Here is a 16228-nt window from a genome sequence, read left to right on the forward strand (position 1 = left end):
CCTATATTTTCGTGAAAGCTACGGAGATTTTTGATGCCGCTTGATGACAGTGCCCCTCTGAATTCGCTTGGAATCGCCAAAGCGCCCGCTGATACGCGTGTCGTTGTGGCGATGTCGGGTGGCGTTGACAGCTCTGTGGTGGCTGCGATGTTGGCTGAAGAAGGGTACGATGTCATAGGCGTCACGCTGCAACTTTACGATCACGGCGCCGCACTCGAGAAAAAAGGCGCGTGTTGCGCAGGGATCGACATCCATGACGCACGGCGTGTGGCCGAAAAAATGGGCTTCCCCCATTACGTCCTAGACTACGAAAATATCTTCAAGGATGCGGTCATCGACGAATTCGCCGATAGCTACCTTGGGGGGGCCACGCCGGTCCCCTGCATCCGGTGCAACGAACGGGTCAAATTCAAGGACCTGCTGGAAACGGCCAAAGACCTTGACGCCGACTGCATGGCAACAGGCCACTACATCCAACGCAAGGTGGGTCCCACCGGTGCCGAACTCCACTCCGCCGCAGATGCGGCGCGTGACCAAAGCTATTTCTTGTTCTCGACCACACCGCAACAACTTGATTTTCTTAGGTTTCCATTGGGTCACCTGACCTCCAAGGCCGAAACCCGCGCGCTGGCTGCACAATACGATCTTAGCGTGGCAGACAAACCCGACAGCCAAGATATTTGCTTTGTCCCCAACGGCGACTATGCCTCAGTCATCCGCAAACTGCGCCCCGAAGCCGCGGATCCGGGGCAAATCGTGCACGCAGACGGGCACGTTTTAGGGCAACACAATGGCGTCATAAACTATACTATCGGACAGCGCCGGGGCTTGGGCATCGGCGGGCTTGCCGACCCGCTTTACGTGATCAAACTCGACCCCGACGCCAAACACGTCGTCGTCGGCCCCAAAGACCTGCTCGCAACCCGAACAGTGCCTGTGCGCGAAATCAACTGGTTGGGCGATACCCCCTTTGCATCACGCGATGCGTGGCACGTGGCCGTCAAAGTACGCTCGAGCCGGCCGCCGACTGACGCCATCATCCGCCCCATCAACGCCACCGAAGCCACGGTGGAATTGGTCACCCCAGAGGAAGGCGTTTCGCCCGGTCAAGCCTGCGTGTTCTACGACCCCGACAGCAGCCGAATTTTCGGCGGTGGCTGGATCCACAAAGGCTAGCATCATGCGCCACTCCGCGTGCGGAGTGCAGGGTTTGGCCCGCCGAGGCCAAACGAATCACGTCAGGCGTCAGCCTGTCCTTTTGGAGGAAGGCGCGCCAGAACGGCCAGCGCGGCGCGCAATCCGGGGGCGTCATCGCCTGCGCCCAGCCGCTCCATCGTGACGTCCATCGCCGCGCGTTGCGCACCTGGGTCCGCCATCACCCGCAACAAACCCGCGCCAATATCATCCGGCAAACACTCCGGCCCCAGATAATCGGGAACCACCCGCGTGTCAGACACCAGATTGACCAACGTCACCGTATCCACCAGCGCCATCGCCTTGATCAGATGAAACGACATCCAGTTCATCTTATAGGCGATCACCATCGGGGTCTGCGCAGCAGCCAGCTCTAACGACACCGTCCCAGATGCTGCCAGCGCCACATCCGCCGCCCGAAACGCCGCACGCTTGATCTGCCCCGCATCCTCAAGCGTCGTTGTTCTCGGGTCCAACACCACCGGTGCCACCGGCCAACTGGCAACCGCCTCGATCACCAGATCCGCCACAGGACCCGCCGCAGGCACAACCACCCGCAAATCCGGGTGCTGCGCCAACACAGGGGCAATCGCCTGACCAAAGATCTCTCCGAGCCGCGCAACCTCACCCCGCCGCGACCCCGGCAGCACCAATAGCACAGGTGCATCGCCTATCTCGTGTTGCGCCCGAAATGCGGCGGCCTGTGCATCCGTGGCTTGCTGTTCTGCAACCACAGGGTGCCCCACAAAATCACACACCATTCCGTCAACGGTCATCAATGGCGGCTCAAACGGGAACAACGCCAGCACATGATCAATGACCTTGGCCATCTTGCGCGCGCGTCCGGGCCGCCAGACCCAAACCGTTGGGGCCACATAATGCACCGTACGAATGCGACTGGCGGCCTTGACCAGTTTGGCCACACGCAACGAAAAATCCGGGCTATCGATGGTGATCATAACATCCGGTGCCGTATTGATCACGGTTTGCGCCGTTTGACGGATACGCGCCTTTAAGGCGCGGTACTTGGGTAAAATCTCAGCAATGCCCATAACGCTTAGCTCATCCATGGGGAACAGGCTGGTCAGACCTTGCGCCTGCATTTCGGTGCCGCCGATCCCTTCAAAGGTGATATCGGGGTGCAACGCCTTTAGCCCCGCCATCAGCGCGCCGCCCAAGCGATCTCCGGATGGTTCGCCCGCGATGATGAAAACCCGCATCACCCGGGCGCATGCGCCCAAAGCACCAAACCCGCCGCATCTGCGGCTGGTATGGTTGCCTCTGGCTCTAACATTATGACGCCACCCGCCTCGATCACAAGACCCGCCAGCCCGGCAGACTGCACGGCGGCAATGGTATCGGGCCCAATGGTCGGCATATCAACCCGCATATCCTGACTGCGTTTGGGTCCCTTCACGAGCAGCGCCCGCGCACCAGCGGCACCCGCCGGCAGGGTGCGCAGCATGTGGTCGGTCCCGCCCAGGGTTTCGATCCCCCAGATCTGCCCCGCACCTACAACACACCCCTGCCCCACATCCAACGGCGCCAATGCGTCTAACACCTCGCTGCCGCGGGCCATATCGGATGTCATTTGATCGTCTGGCTGGGCGACACTCAGCACCCCCGCTGCCACCACCAGATCTGGCGCCAAATCATGCGCGCCCCGCACGACAAAGCCTTTGTCCTCAAATACCTCGACCACAGCCCGCAATGCTGCATCATCGCCCGACGTCATCGCCCCCATCAACATAGGGACAATCGGCAAGGTCGCTGCATCAATCGCCTTTGGATCAAAGGGCGGGCGTTCAATCGCGCCACAAAAGCACACCTCGGTCACGCCGCGCGCGGTCAGATCGGTCAGCACCGTGCCCAGATGTTCCAGACGAAACGTGAGGTCTGCGGCAAGATCATCCGGCGCGAACCCGTCCAAGACGCACACCAACGGGCGCACAGGCAGGCTTTGTGCAATGCGGGCGGGCAAGCCGCCGCGTCCTGCGATCAGCGCCAGCATCAACCCGGCGTCAGGAAATGGCGGTCGCTGTCGGCCAGAATAAACGTCACGATCTCGCGCACATAGTCGCTGGTCGTTTCATCTGCCAAACGGCGCGCCCGGTCATGAAAGGTGCCCTCGCCTTGGGCCAACATCTGGAACGCCGCACGCAGCGCTGTGATATCAGACCGCGCCACACCGCGCCGTTTCAACCCAACAAGGTTAAGCCCGTCTAATTCGCCACGCGGGGCCTGTACCAACCCGTATGGAATAACGTCATTCGTCACCATCGTGACGGCGCCAATAATCGCCCCGCGCCCGATGCGCACAAACTGGTGCACGCCCGACAGACCACCCACAATCACGTCATCTTCGATGATGCAATGGCCCGCGATCGCGACCGAATTCACGATAACGCAGTTGTTCCCGACGATCGCGTCATGCGCAATATGGCAACCCGCCATCAGCAGGTTGTCATCGCCAATCCGGGTGACGCCACCGCCGCCTTCGGTGCCGCAATTCATCGTGACATGTTCGCGGATCCGATTTCGCACGCCGATCACCAGACGCGTTGCTTCGCCCTTGAATTTCAGATCCTGCGGGATCTCCCCGATCACCGAAAACGAGAAAATCACCGTGTCTTCGCCGATCTCGGTCTGCCCCGTGACAACAACATGGCTCTTGAGCTCGACCCCGGCGGCCAATGTCACCTGCGGACCCACACAACAAAACGGCCCCACCGTCGCGGATGGATCGATCTGCGCGCCCGGTTCGATCACCGCGCTGGGATGAATATTGCTCATCGGCGGTTATCCCACATCCATCATCGCGGTGAATTCGCATTCAGCGGCCATGTCACCTTCGACCGAAGCGACACCACCAAACCGCCAGACTTTGGCACCCGGCTTGCCGCGCAAGGTCCGCACCTGCATTTCCAACACATCACCGGGCCCGACCTTGCGCCGGAACTTGGCGCGGTCAATCGCCATGAAATACACCTTCATATTTTTGTCGGCCATATCCATCGACACACCCACCATCACGGCCGCTGTCTGCGCCATGGCCTCGATGATCGTCACGCCAGGCATGATCGGCAGACCCGGAAAATGCCCCTGAAAATGAGGTTCGTTCATGGTGACGTTTTTGATCCCCGTCGCCGAAGACGTGCCATCAATATCGCGCACCTTATCCACCAACAAAAACGGATAGCGATGCGGTATGATGCGTTGGATCAGCTGAATATCGGCCTGCGTTTCGGTGCCGGTCACTGGAGATGTCATATTCGGTGTCCTTTTGTCCTCAAGGGCTTGGCCTCCTGCCTACCAACTCAGCCCACGCGGGGCAAGCACACAGGCACGCACCGGTCACTCCGCTGATGCGGTACCATCGCCCAAAACGTCGTTCAGGCGGTCGATCGCCGCAACGGTAATATCAATCGCATTCGAACTCAGTAGAACGGATTGTTTGTCCATAATCACAACGGCGCCCGCCTCGCGCATCAAGGTCTCGAGCACAGGGGCTGCGGCGTTCAAAAACACATTGCGGCGCTGTTCAAAATCAAGATTGAGATCGCGGGTTTTTGCATCTTGTGTGCGCCGCGTGGTCTGCACCTTTTCGTCAAACGCATCGGCCAACAGGCGGAATTCGGTGGGGTCCATGTCGGCGCGTTGCTCGGTCAGCGCTTTTTCTTCTTGTTCCAGCGTCTCTTCGATGGTGCGGTTTTCGGTGGCCAACTGCGCGCCACGGGCCTCAAATTCTGCGACCGTCTGCTGACCAAAATGGCTGTCGGCGAATAGCTTGTCCGCGTCGATGGTCAAGATCGGGCTTTGCACCGGCCCCACCACCGTGTCTTGCGCCGCTACGGGCGCCGCAAGACACCAGACCGTCAAAAGGAGGGTCGCCAGCCGCCTCACAAATCAAAAAGACGTGCTAAGCGTCAGCTCGAAGGTTTGATCGCGGTCGAATTCTTCTTTGCGGATCGCGTCCGTAAAGTTAAACCGCAACGGACCAACCGGCGTGTCCCACAGGATCGCAAACCCAATCACGTGGCGGAACGACCCGCCCTCGCCCACGATTGTACCACCCGTGGTGTCGACGTTGCTCAGATCCCAGACGTTGCCGACATCGTAAAACAGCCCCCCCGTGATCCCGAACTCTTCGGGCAATCCCACTGGGAATTCCGCCTCAAAGCGCGCTGCCACGTATAAGTTGCCGCCCAGCGGGTCTTCTTCGCTGACAGACAAATCGCGCGGACCGATACCGCCGGGCTCAAACCCGCGAATGATGTTGGTGTTGTTCATAAAGCGGTCAACGGCCCGGTTCGTGCCACTGCCCCACGACAAAGCACCGCCTTCAATTGACGCCCGCAAGGTGATTTCTTCGTTCCAGACCTTGGTCTCGCCGATGGCGCTTGCGACCGTTCTGACATACTGCGAATCGCCACCCAAGCCTGCGAAATCCTGCGCGAACCGCAACACATACCCCGAATTCGGATCAAGCCCGGTCAAACGGGTGTCGTAGGTAAATTCATAGCCCACCGAACTGCTGACCTGATCACCGGCGGCAATTTCATTGCCGATAACGGCGCCGTGTTCTGGGGTATCACGCGCGAACATCTCGGATTGCTCGATGGTATAGCGCAATTCCAGCCGCGAGCTTTCACCAACGGGAAAGGACAACGAAGGCTGGAACCGCACACGGCGTGTATCAAACGTGGTGAAAGAGCTGTCTGTTTCCGCAAAATCGGCCTCGAACCCAAAGGTCAGATTGCGGCCCAAAAAGGCAGGCTCCTGAAACACCAAACCATAGCGTTCTGAATCTGAGGCGGTGGACACGGTCAACGACAAACGTTGCCCACGTCCCAAAAAGTTCTGTTCGGCAAATCGGATCGCGAACCCGATGCCATCGTTGTTTGAGAACGACGCGCCAAAACTGAACGATCCGGTGGGCGCCTCTTCGACGTCCACATCAACAACAACCTGTTCGGGTGTGGACCCTTCGCGCGCGTTGACCTCGGCGGTTTCAAAATACCCAAGCGCGCGGATCCGTTCGGCCGCCTCGCGGATTTCGCGTGGGTTGAACGGGTCACCTTCGACGCTGCGGAATTGACGGCGGATCACCTGATCCAAGGTGGTGGTGTTACCTTCGATATCGATGCGTTCCACAAACACGCGTGGCCCGCGCGTCAGCACATATTCGACGTTCAACGTCAGGGTGCGATCATCGCGGGTAACGCGCGGTTCGACCCGCAGAAAATCAACCCCATCGCGCAGCGCTTGCCGTTCCATGCGCGCAATGTCGGTTTCCAGCAACGTAGGCGAATAAACCGCCCCCGTTTTGATCTTGGCTGCGTCCAGATACCGGTCGGCATCTGCGTCCGGCACATTGCTGCTGACGGTGATTTCGCCAAACCGGAAACGTTGGCCTTCTTGGATATTGAACACAAGGAAATACGCATCGCGCTCTTCTGTGAGCTGCGCGTTTACCGAATTGACGCGAAAATCAACGTATCCCCGCGACAGGTAGAAATCGCGCAGCAACTGTTGGTCAAACTCAATCCGGTCTTCCACCAGATTATCGGCGCGGATGAACGCACGCAAAAATCCGGCCTGTTTGGTTTCAAGCACGCGGCGCAGACGCCGGTCTGAGTACGCGCGATTGCCCACAAAGCTCAGGCGTTCGATTTCGATATTATCGCCCTCGAATACCTCAAACACGAGATCCACGCGGTTGTCGGAGCGGCGGATAATTGTGGGCGTCACCTTGGCAGACAGTCGCCCCTGCGAGGCGTATACCTCTGCGATCAAATCAGCGTCGCGTTCGGCTTGCGAGGGATTAAACACACGCCGTTCGTTGGAATTGATCGCGGCTGACAGCACCTCGTCGCCGAGGCGGTTGTTGCCTTCAAAGCTGATCCGGTTCACCGTCGGATATTCGACAACAGTGATCCGCAGCGAACTGCCGCTTGGGTCAAAATCGACACTTTCGAACAATCCGGAATCGACAAGCCGTTGCAACGCGGCATTCAACTGGCCCGCGCTGATGCTTTGACCCGGCGCCAGTTCGGCACGCGACAAAATTGCGGCGTCTCCAACACGCAGGTTGCCGTCAATTGCGATGGAATTAAGCGGAAACTGCTGCGCCAGTACCGGGGTCGGTGCGGCGACCCACGCCGTCGACAAAAGCAAACACACGCTTGCCGCGCTTAGCGTTGATTTCACCGGTTTAAAACAGCCCAGCCCAAGTGTGCCTGCGCCTGGTTTGCCCTGATTCATGATCTGCCCCGATCTTCAGATTATTATTAACCATCTGAGTACCGATTATATGGGCTCTTGTCAAAACCATGTGGGTTATTTTCTTGGCGCAACAACATGCGCCGTCGGGCGCCATTGGCACGCGCGTCTTTTTACAAAGAACCAACAGGCCTAGGTCGCCAATTTCACCCGAGGGTTGTGGCGACCCCACTTGCAGCAACCAAAGCCAGAAAAATGGCGGCTGCGTACAGCATCCGGTCGGTGTTCAGATCAACCAACAGGCCCAATCCGCGGTAGGTGTTGTGTGGTGCGTGCATCTTTTCTCTCCGAGGTGACTGCCCCAGATTTACTCAGACATTGCGGCACAACTACGACCGTTCTGCGGAAATTCCGCAACCTTTGTCACGGGCAAAACAGGTCATTGGACAGCGCAAACACCATGAGGCTCGCGATCAACACCAACCCAATTGTCATCAAAACACGCAACGCGCGGTCGTTGGGCGGTTTGCCGGTCACGGCCTCATAGGCGTAAAACACCAAATGCCCCCCATCCAGCGCCGGGATAGGGAAGAGGTTCATCAACCCGACGGCCGTGCTGAGCACCGCAATAAACCAGATAAACGACTGCGCGCCTTGGCTGGCCATTGCCCCAGACACCTGCGCAATGCCAATGGGGCCGCTGATGTTGCAGGTGCTGATCGCGCCCGTGATCATATGCAACATACCGCTTAGCGACCCTTCGATGATGCGCCCGGTTTGCGCCACACCACTGGCCAACGCCGCCCCAACACCCGGCGTTTCGGTTGCGGGCTCAAACGCCAGACCTCCCGCGATACCGATACGCCATTGCGTGGCAAAACCGCCGTCTGGTTGTGGTTCGTCCACACGCCGGGGCGTCAGCGTGACGTCAATTTCGTCGCCCGCGCGCCAAACACGCAACGCAAGCGCCGCACCATTGCCCCCCTCGACCCGGTCTTTGAGCTGATCAAAGGCAAAGATCGGCGCATCGTCCACCGCGACAATCACATCGCCCGGCTCTAGCCCCGCGTTGATCGCAGCGCTTTGCGGGCTGACCGCCGACACCAGCGGCGGCAACATGTAAGCATCAGGCACGGTGGTTTCTGCGCCATCACGCCGCACAGTATAATCCAGCAGCGGGTCTTGTGGCAGCGCCGCGATGAACCCCGCGTAGGACGGTTCGTCTATGCCCGGCATGGCCACACCGTTGATCGCGATCACCTCATCACCCGGCTGCAACCCCCGTTCAGCCGTTGGAAGCGCGCGCAAACCGCCCACGGTCAGTGGATCGCGCGACACGCCACTGCTGAGCACAACGGATGCAAAAACCGCGATGGACAGCGCAAAGTTAAAGATCGGGCCCGCGGCAACGGTGGCCACCCGTGCCCAAAGTGGCGCACCATGCATGGTCGCGCGCAGCCGAACCGGGTCTGCTTCGGTTTGGGCCATCGCGTCTTCGTCTTTGCCCGAGGCCGCATTGGCGTCACCTGCGAATTTCACATAACCACCAAACGGCAATGCGGCGACCTGCCAACGTGTGCCCCGCCGATCCACCCGCGACCACAGCACCGGCCCAAACCCCAGTGAAAAGACATCGGCGTGGATCCCCGACCACCGGCCAACGATATAATGCCCGTATTCGTGAATCGCGACGATCACCGACAACGCCAGCACAAAAGCCGCAATGGTCCAGATCAACCCGCCGAACTGCGGGATCAACGCAAAAATATCCAAAATCTAACCTGCTCTTTTGAGAATGACCTGTTGGGCCGTTTGCCGAGTCAGATGGTCTACATGGGCCACATTATCAAGGGTCATGGGCGCATCAATCTGGCCGGAGGGCGCTGATATCTGTGTCAGCACGTCTTCAACGACGGCGGCCATGTCGGGGAACGTGATGCGGCCCGCGATAAACCCGTCCAGCGCGGTTTCCTTGGCAGCGTTGAACACCGCGCCCGCCAACCCACCGGCTTGCATGACCTCGCGGGCCAACCGCAGCGCAGGCCAGCGCGTCTCGCAGGGCGCGCGAAAGGTCAGTTGCCCGATCTGCGCCAGATCCAACCGATCAACCGGCAAATCGCGCCGGTGCGGCCAGTGCAGCGCATAGCCGATGGCATGGCGCATATCCGGCGGCCCCACATGTGCCATCAACGCGCCATCGCGAAACCCGACAAGGGCATGGACCATCGATTCTGGGTGTACCAAGACCTCGATCTGGTCCGGGGTCACGCCAAAATATTCACGGGTTTCAATAAGTTCCATCGCCTTGTTGAACATAGACGCCGAATCGATGGTAATGCGCTGGCCCATGTCCCAATTGGGGTGGCTAGAGGCCTCGTCCAAGGTCGCACGGGCTAGGTCTTCGATGGGCCAATCGCGAAACGCGCCGCCGCTTGCGGTGATAATCACCCGCTCAACAGATGCGATATCTTCACCCACAAGCGCCTGAAACACCGCCGAATGTTCGCTATCAACCGGCAAGATCCGCGCCCCGTGGGTCTGCGCCGTGGACAACATGAGCGCCCCCGCACACACCAGTGATTCCTTATTGGCCAGCGCCAAAGTGCCGCCGTGGCTTAGGGCTGCCAGCCCCGGCGCCAACCCTGCAGCGCCCACAATCGCCGACATCACCCAATCGGCCGGGCGATGCGCGGCCTCGGTTATTGCGGCGGTCCCGGCGGCGGCGTGCACATCGCTGCCCGCAAGGGCCGTGCGCAAATCTTCGAGCAGATGATCGTGGGCCGTCACCGCCACCTGCGCATTTAAACGGCGCGCGTCCGCCGCCAATTGCGCCACATTCCCCGCACCGGTCAGCGCCACAACGTCATAGTCATCGGGGGCCCGCGCGATCAGGTCTATTGTGTTTTGCCCAATGGACCCAGTAGCGCCCAAAATGCTGATAGTGCGCGCCGTCATCGCAACATCACGGTAGACCCGATCAACGGCCCCCCGATGATCAACAAAAAGATCGCCGCCCCCAGCATGCCATCGAACCTATCCAACAATCCGCCATGACCGGGAATAAGGTGAGAGCTGTCCTTGACGCCCATCCGCCGTTTTATTGCGCTTTCGGCGATATCGCCCATTTGGCTGGCCATAGACACGGCAATTGATATGCCGATCAATTGCGGGCCCGCACCTGTGTTGGCCATGAACAAAGCACCCACAATCGCCGCGCCAATCCAACCAAACCCCGTGCCGGACCATGTTTTCTTGGGGCTTACGGCGGGCCAAAACTTGGGGCCGCCGATCAGACGGCCTGCAAAATACCCCACCACATCGGTCGCTACGACCACCAGCACCATCCACAGCATCCAGTTAAACCCAAGGGTGTCGCGCACGGCCAGCATGCCAAACCCGGCCAACAACACCATCACCGTAAAGACCATATAGATCGTGCGGAACCGTGCGAGCTGCCCAAACCCCACCAGCGCCGAGGCCAGCAGGATCGGCAACGCAAAGCCCGCAGGCAGGTAACTGGCGACTAAAAGCGCCGCACCAGCCAGCCCGCCCAATTGCAACGCAGACCCGCGGCCTGCGCCGATCATCACCGCAAGTTCCCACACCATAATGCCGCAGATCACCGCGACCATGCCGTGAAACACATGCCCCCCGACCCAAACGCCCGCAAGCCCCAGCACCACCATCGCAGCACCCGACCCCATGCGCACCGCCAGATCAGACCATTTTTCAGCCATCTGCCCCATTCGCTCCTTACGTTTTCACGCCACCATAGCGACGGTCCCTGCCCCCAAAGGCGGTGCAGAGGTTTTGAAACTCATCGCGGGTGAAATCTGGCCACAGTGTATCGATAAATTCATACTCAGAATAGGCCGACTGCCAGAGCAAAAAGTTCGAAATGCGCGCCTCGCCACTGGTGCGGATCACCAGATCGGGGTCGGGCAACACGTGGGTATCCAGATAGCGTGGCAAGGTTTCTTCGTCCACGTCATCAGGGCTGACCGTACCGGCCGCCACATCCTGCGCCAACCGTTTAGTCGCGCGGGCGACCTCGTCGCGGCCACCGTAGTTGATCGCGATGGTCAGGTTCACGCGGGTGTTTTGTTCTGTCGCCTGTTCCAGATCCGCCATCATCTGGATCAGTTTTTTGTCCAGCCGGACGCGGTCTCCGATGAACCGCACCCGCACGCCTGAATGCACCAGCGCCTTGGTTTCTTTCATGATATAACGGCGAAACAGGCTCATCAAACCGGCAACTTCGACCTGCGTCCGTTTCCAGTTTTCCGTCGAAAACGCAAAGATCGTCAGGTATTGCACCCCGATTTGCGGACAGCATTCCACGATTTCGCGCACCCGTCGCGCGCCCGCATGGTGGCCATAAAGCCGTGGCCGCCCGCGTTGCGTCGCCCAACGACCGTTGCCATCCATGATAATCGCCACATGCCGGGGGCATCCGGGTACCAGATTTTCCTCAAGGTGCGGCACACCGGCCATGTCTGTCTCCTACCAGGATCGCGCGTCACATCAACTTTAACGTCACTCCGCACGCCAGCAGGGTGCATATCAACGAGGCGTTACCAAACCGCAACCGGCGTCTTAAAAGGTCGTTAGACCTGCATGATCTCGCCTTGCTTCGTTTCCAGCTGGTCATCAACGGCCTTGATAAACCGGTCGGTCATCTCTTGGACTTCGCCTTCCCACAGCTTTTGGTCGTCTTCCGACATCCCATCTGCCTTGGCTTTCTTGATCTGATCCATCCCGTCGCGCCGCACGTTGCGCACCGACACTCGCGCGTTTTCCGCGTAACTACCGGCCACTTTGGTCAATTCACGGCGGCGCTCTTCGTTGAGCTCGGGGATCGGCAACATGATAATCGTGCCGTTCATCTGTGGATTGATCCCCAACCCGCTTTCACGGATCGCCTTATCAACCTTGTTGACCAACCCTTTGTCCCACACGTTGATCGTAACCATCCGTGGTTCGGGCACGTTGACGGTCCCCACCTGATTGACTGGCGTCATAGACCCGTAGGCGTCTACCATCACCGGCTCCAACATCGAGGCCGACGCCCGGCCCGTGCGCAAAGACGCAAATTCGGTGCGCAGATTGGCCATCGCCCCATCCATGCGCCGTTCCAGATCGTCGGTATCCAGCATAAAATCGTCTGACATAAATTCTTCCTGCCACAAGGGTATTTCACAGCCCGCAAGCCATCGTTGGACCTGTGTATAGATCAGGATGAGATCGAAAGGCCAGCAGGAGTTGCACTTGCCCCGATCGACCCACTCAGTGGTGCGGCCTTAACCCTGCACCCGCGTATAGGTGCCTTCGCCCGCGAGAATGCCGCGGAACCCGCCCGGTTCATCAAGAGAAAACACGATGATCGGCAGATTGTTGTCACGCGCCAGCGCAATCGCCGAGGCATCCATGACCCCCAACCGTTTTTGCAACACATCGTCGTAGGTCACGGTGTCATACCGCTTGGCGTCGTCATGTTTTGCGGGGTCTTTATCATAGACACCATCGACGCCGTTTTTACCCATAAAGATCGCATCACAGGTCATCTCGTTGGCGCGCAGAGCCGCCGCCGTGTCGGTGGTGAAATAGGGGTTGCCGGTCCCGGCCGCAAAAATACACACGCGTTTCTTTTCCAAGTGACGCACCGCACGGCGGCGGATGTAGGGTTCGGCGACCTCGTTCATGGTGATGGCCGAAATCACCCGCGTGTGAATGCCCAGACCTTCCAGCGCCGATTGCATCGCCAGCGCGTTCATCACCGTGGCCAACATGCCCATGTAATCTGCCGTCGTGCGTTCCATGCCCTGCGCAGACCCTTGCAGCCCGCGAAACACGTTGCCGCCGCCGATAACCATGCAAATCTCGACGCCCAAGTCATGCACCGATTGCACCTCGCGGGCGATGCGTTCGACGGTGGGCGGATGCAGGCCAAAGCCCTGATCCCCCATCAAGGCCTCGCCCGAGATTTTCAACATCACACGTTTAAAGGCGGCCTGCGGCTCGGCGTTGGACATATTGGGCTCCTGAGGCATGGGGTTTTGTTTGCGCGCAAAATGTCGGAAAAGCAGCCGGACTTCAATGCACACCGGCGCAGGATGGCAGAATAAATGACCGGCGACCTTTTCACCGACCCGGACGCGCTGATCGCGAGGCTTTGTCCGCTGGCGCCAGTGCTGATCGCGGGGCCGACGGCGTCGGGCAAATCAGCGTTGGCGCTGGCTATCGCGCAACGTCAGGGCGGCGTGATCGTGAACGCCGACGCCAGTCAGGTCTATGATTGCTGGCAGACGCTGACCGCCCGGCCCACGCAGGATGAAATGGAGGGTGTGCCGCATCATTTATACGGTCACCTGCCCGCAGATGCGCCCTATTCCGTAGGGCATTGGCTGCGCGAGCTGCGCCCCCTGCTAGAAGCCGGGCCGCGCCCGATTATTGTGGGCGGGACAGGGCTGTATTTTATGGCGCTGACGCAGGGACTTGCTGATATTCCTGCCACGCCGCCTGCGGTTCGTGCACGCGGCGACGCGTTGTCGCTGGGCGATATGTTGGCGCAACTGGACCCCGAAACCATCGATCGAATCGACACAGCCAACCGCGCGCGGGTTCAGCGTGCATGGGAGGTCCAGCACGCCACCGGTCGCAACCTGACGGATTGGCAAGCTGACACGGGCACGCCGATGTTAGCCACAAATCACGCGCAACCGATTGTCTTTGACACCCCGCGGGATTGGTTGAACGACCGCATCGAACGCCGGTTTGACCTGATGTTGGCGGCAGGCGCACTGGACGAGGCGCGCACTGTGCTGCCCACCTACGACCCTTCCCTGCCCGCCCACCGCGCCATCGGCGCGCCCGAGCTGATCGCGCATCTGCGCGGTGATATGACCCTGCCCGAGGCCCGCGAACGGGCGATCATTGCGACCCGTCAATTTGCCAAACGTCAGCGCACGTGGTTCCGCTCAAAGATGTCGCAATGGCGTAAATTTTCACCCCAGTAAGCCGATGGGCGCCACGAATACCTGACCGGGCTGACCTGCTTTCGCGTTAAGACTACGGTAATTTAAATAAAATACCGTCGATCGAAACAAGTGGGGGCCTCATGTCACTGAATCGACCAACAATTATGACTTTGCCACAACTCAGCCAGGGACAAGACTGGCGGTTGGCATTGCCCCATGACCACTCTGACCACCTGCTTATTTGGGTGACGCGCGGTCAGGGGCGGATTTTGATGGATGGTCAACGGCGCGGTGTGGGCACCCATAATGCGTTGATCATCCCCGCCTGCAATCTTTTTGCGCTGGATCTGGGGCGGCAGGCGATCGGGCAAGTTGTTGCGATCCCGCAAGACACCCAACTGTTGATGCCACAGATCCCACGGCTGCTGCGCATTCGCGATTCTGTCGCGATGAAAGAACTGGCGACGTTGATCGAAGCCGCCGGGCGCGAACAGGAAAGTGGCCGCACCCTGTGCGAACAATCCATGGACGCCTTTGGCGCGCTGATTTCGGTTTGGATGCAACGACAACTGGCGCTGGAAGAACACGCACCAACTCGGCGCAACGCCGCAGCCCGCCTGTGTGGCGCCTATTGCGCGCATATCAACGCAAATTACGCCACCCCCATGACAATGTCTGACCACGCGCAAAGCCTAGGGGTAACGCCCACGCATCTGACACGGGCCTGCAAGGCCGCGACCGGCAAAACCGCGGCAGAATTATTGACGGAACGTGTGTTGTTTGAAGCGCGCTGTTTGCTGACAGGCACCGACGTGCCCGCCCAAGATATCGCACGCCACCTTGGGTTTGGCAGCGCGGCCTATTTCACCCGGTTTATGCAGCATCACACCCGCGCAACACCAACGGCCCTGCGTCGCGCCTCTGCGATGGCGTTGCAGGCGGCTTAACCCGCCTGCCCGTCAGGTATGGGGGGCTATGTGCGGGCGCGCCTCTAGGCCTGCGCCGCACCCGTCATATTCAAGTATTTGGTAAGCCGTCGGGATGCGGCGCTATGATATGGCCAGAACAGCGGCGATGCCGATTTGGTTCTCAAAGGATCACGGAAAAACGGGATTTATCGGGCCGGGACGCAATAGGCTCCTGGGTTATCACACCGAAAAATCAGGGCCTTACCCAACAAACACAAGATTTCGCTTGGATCGGTCATACAACACAGGGCGCCGTCTACCGCCCGCTGATGACTTTCACGTAATTTCGGGTCTCGCGGAAGGGCGGCACATCGCCATATTTTTTCACCGCACCCGGGCCCGCATTATAAGCCGCCAGCGCCAGCCGCCATGTGCCAAACGTCTGATATTGTTGCTTGAGGTAGCGCGCGCCGCCTTCAAGGTTTTCGCGCGGATCCAGCGGATCCACCCGCAAACTGCGCGCGGTGGCAGGCATCAGCTGCGCCAAACCCAGCGCCCCTTTGTGCGATTTCGCAGCCGGGTTCCAGTTTGATTCCTGCTGAATCAAACGCAAAAACAGGTCTTCGGGCACATCGTGTTTTTGAGCCGCCTCGCGGGCCATCTGCAAAAACGCACCCTGATATTTACCGTCGTATTGCGGCGTGTTCCATTTGCTGGGCGTAAACACGGTGGGCGGCTGCAGCCGGACCGAGTTGTTATATTGGCGGGCCGCGCGCGTATCGAGGATCTTTGTTTGCGAGTTAAAAAGCGACGTGCGGCTTTTGGTCGACACGGTCTGCGCATCGACAGGCACGGCCGTCATCGCCAAAACCGACACCGCCGCTGCGCTGCCCCAAACCCTAAACCACGATGTGACACAGTATACCA

The 16228-nt window shown here is 59.5% G+C and carries 17 protein-coding genes; 3 read left to right on the forward strand and 14 right to left on the reverse strand.

Going from position 1 to position 16228, the window contains the following annotated elements:
* Positions 1-33 precede the first annotated feature (33 nt).
* Positions 34-1176, forward strand: coding sequence for a tRNA 2-thiouridine(34) synthase MnmA (gene mnmA, locus ABJH13_RS15205; protein ID WP_348407071.1), 1143 nt, complete (start codon positions 34-36; stop codon positions 1174-1176).
* 62 nt (positions 1177-1238) lie between these two features.
* Here mnmA and lpxB read toward each other — a convergent pair whose 3' ends face one another.
* The 13 genes from lpxB to pyrH all read right to left on the reverse strand — a co-directional run bounded on the left by lpxB (position 1239) and on the right by pyrH (position 13448).
* A complete protein-coding gene (lpxB, locus tag ABJH13_RS15210; RefSeq protein WP_348407072.1) occupies positions 1239-2414 on the reverse strand; it encodes a lipid-A-disaccharide synthase in 1176 nt (391 codons plus the stop codon).
* On the reverse strand, positions 2414-3205 hold the full coding sequence (lpxI, locus tag ABJH13_RS15215) for a UDP-2,3-diacylglucosamine diphosphatase LpxI (protein WP_348407073.1): 792 nt from the start codon (positions 3203-3205) through the stop codon (positions 2414-2416). The genes lpxB and lpxI overlap by 1 nt, the downstream gene beginning before the upstream one ends.
* Positions 3205-3987, reverse strand: coding sequence for an acyl-ACP--UDP-N-acetylglucosamine O-acyltransferase (gene lpxA, locus ABJH13_RS15220; RefSeq protein WP_348407074.1), 783 nt, complete (start codon positions 3985-3987; stop codon positions 3205-3207). Before lpxA ends, lpxI begins: the two co-directional genes overlap by 1 nt.
* A 6-nt stretch (positions 3988-3993) precedes the next feature.
* Complete coding sequence (gene fabZ / locus ABJH13_RS15225; RefSeq protein WP_348407102.1) at positions 3994-4452, reverse strand: 3-hydroxyacyl-ACP dehydratase FabZ; 459 nt, start codon at positions 4450-4452, stop codon at positions 3994-3996.
* 96 nt (positions 4453-4548) lie between these two features.
* On the reverse strand, positions 4549-5073 hold the full coding sequence (locus tag ABJH13_RS15230) for an OmpH family outer membrane protein (protein WP_348407075.1): 525 nt from the start codon (positions 5071-5073) through the stop codon (positions 4549-4551).
* Between the two features lie 27 nt (positions 5074-5100).
* Positions 5101-7458 (reverse strand): outer membrane protein assembly factor BamA, encoded by a 2358-nt coding sequence (gene bamA, locus ABJH13_RS15235; protein WP_348407076.1) that lies wholly within the window; start codon positions 7456-7458, stop codon positions 5101-5103.
* A 164-nt stretch (positions 7459-7622) separates the two neighbouring features.
* Positions 7623-7754: a hypothetical protein gene (locus tag ABJH13_RS15240; protein ID WP_348407077.1), complete on the reverse strand. Its 132-nt coding sequence runs from the start codon at positions 7752-7754 to the stop codon at positions 7623-7625.
* 85 nt (positions 7755-7839) lie between these two features.
* Entirely contained in the window at positions 7840-9189 is a 1350-nt protein-coding gene (gene rseP / locus ABJH13_RS15245; protein ID WP_348407078.1) for an RIP metalloprotease RseP, read from the reverse strand.
* 3 nt (positions 9190-9192) lie between these two features.
* Positions 9193-10371 carry a 1-deoxy-D-xylulose-5-phosphate reductoisomerase gene (dxr, locus tag ABJH13_RS15250; RefSeq protein WP_348407079.1) on the reverse strand — a complete coding sequence of 393 codons (1179 nt, stop codon included), beginning with the start codon at positions 10369-10371 and terminating at the stop codon, positions 9193-9195.
* Positions 10368-11162, reverse strand: coding sequence for a phosphatidate cytidylyltransferase (locus ABJH13_RS15255; protein ID WP_348407080.1), 795 nt, complete (start codon positions 11160-11162; stop codon positions 10368-10370). Before ABJH13_RS15255 ends, dxr begins: the two co-directional genes overlap by 4 nt.
* Before the next feature lie 7 nt (positions 11163-11169).
* The gene (locus ABJH13_RS15260; RefSeq protein ID WP_348407081.1) at positions 11170-11910 is read right to left on the reverse strand and encodes an isoprenyl transferase; all 741 of its coding nucleotides are present in this window, start codon (positions 11908-11910) and stop codon (positions 11170-11172) included.
* Positions 11911-12023: 113 nt separating this feature from the next.
* On the reverse strand, positions 12024-12587 hold the full coding sequence (frr, locus tag ABJH13_RS15265) for a ribosome recycling factor (RefSeq protein WP_348407082.1): 564 nt from the start codon (positions 12585-12587) through the stop codon (positions 12024-12026).
* Between the two features lie 129 nt (positions 12588-12716).
* Positions 12717-13448, reverse strand: a complete 732-nt coding sequence (pyrH, locus tag ABJH13_RS15270) for a UMP kinase (RefSeq protein ID WP_348407083.1) — start codon at positions 13446-13448, stop codon at positions 12717-12719.
* 93 nt (positions 13449-13541) lie between these two features.
* Between pyrH and miaA the strand changes: the two genes are divergently transcribed.
* Both miaA and ABJH13_RS15280 read left to right on the forward strand, forming a co-directional pair.
* Positions 13542-14432 (forward strand): tRNA (adenosine(37)-N6)-dimethylallyltransferase MiaA, encoded by an 891-nt coding sequence (gene miaA, locus ABJH13_RS15275; protein ID WP_348407084.1) that lies wholly within the window; start codon positions 13542-13544, stop codon positions 14430-14432.
* Between the two features lie 125 nt (positions 14433-14557).
* Positions 14558-15340, forward strand: coding sequence for an AraC family transcriptional regulator (locus tag ABJH13_RS15280; RefSeq protein WP_348407085.1), 783 nt, complete (start codon positions 14558-14560; stop codon positions 15338-15340).
* A gap of 277 nt (positions 15341-15617) precedes the next feature.
* On the opposite strand, the gene ABJH13_RS15285 is transcribed toward ABJH13_RS15280, so the two are convergent.
* Positions 15618-16163, reverse strand: coding sequence for a lytic transglycosylase domain-containing protein (locus ABJH13_RS15285; RefSeq protein WP_348407086.1), 546 nt, complete (start codon positions 16161-16163; stop codon positions 15618-15620).
* Positions 16164-16228: the final 65 nt, after the last annotated feature.

Source organism: Roseobacter sp. (assembly GCF_039970775.1).
GTDB lineage: Bacteria > Pseudomonadota > Alphaproteobacteria > Rhodobacterales > Rhodobacteraceae > Roseobacter.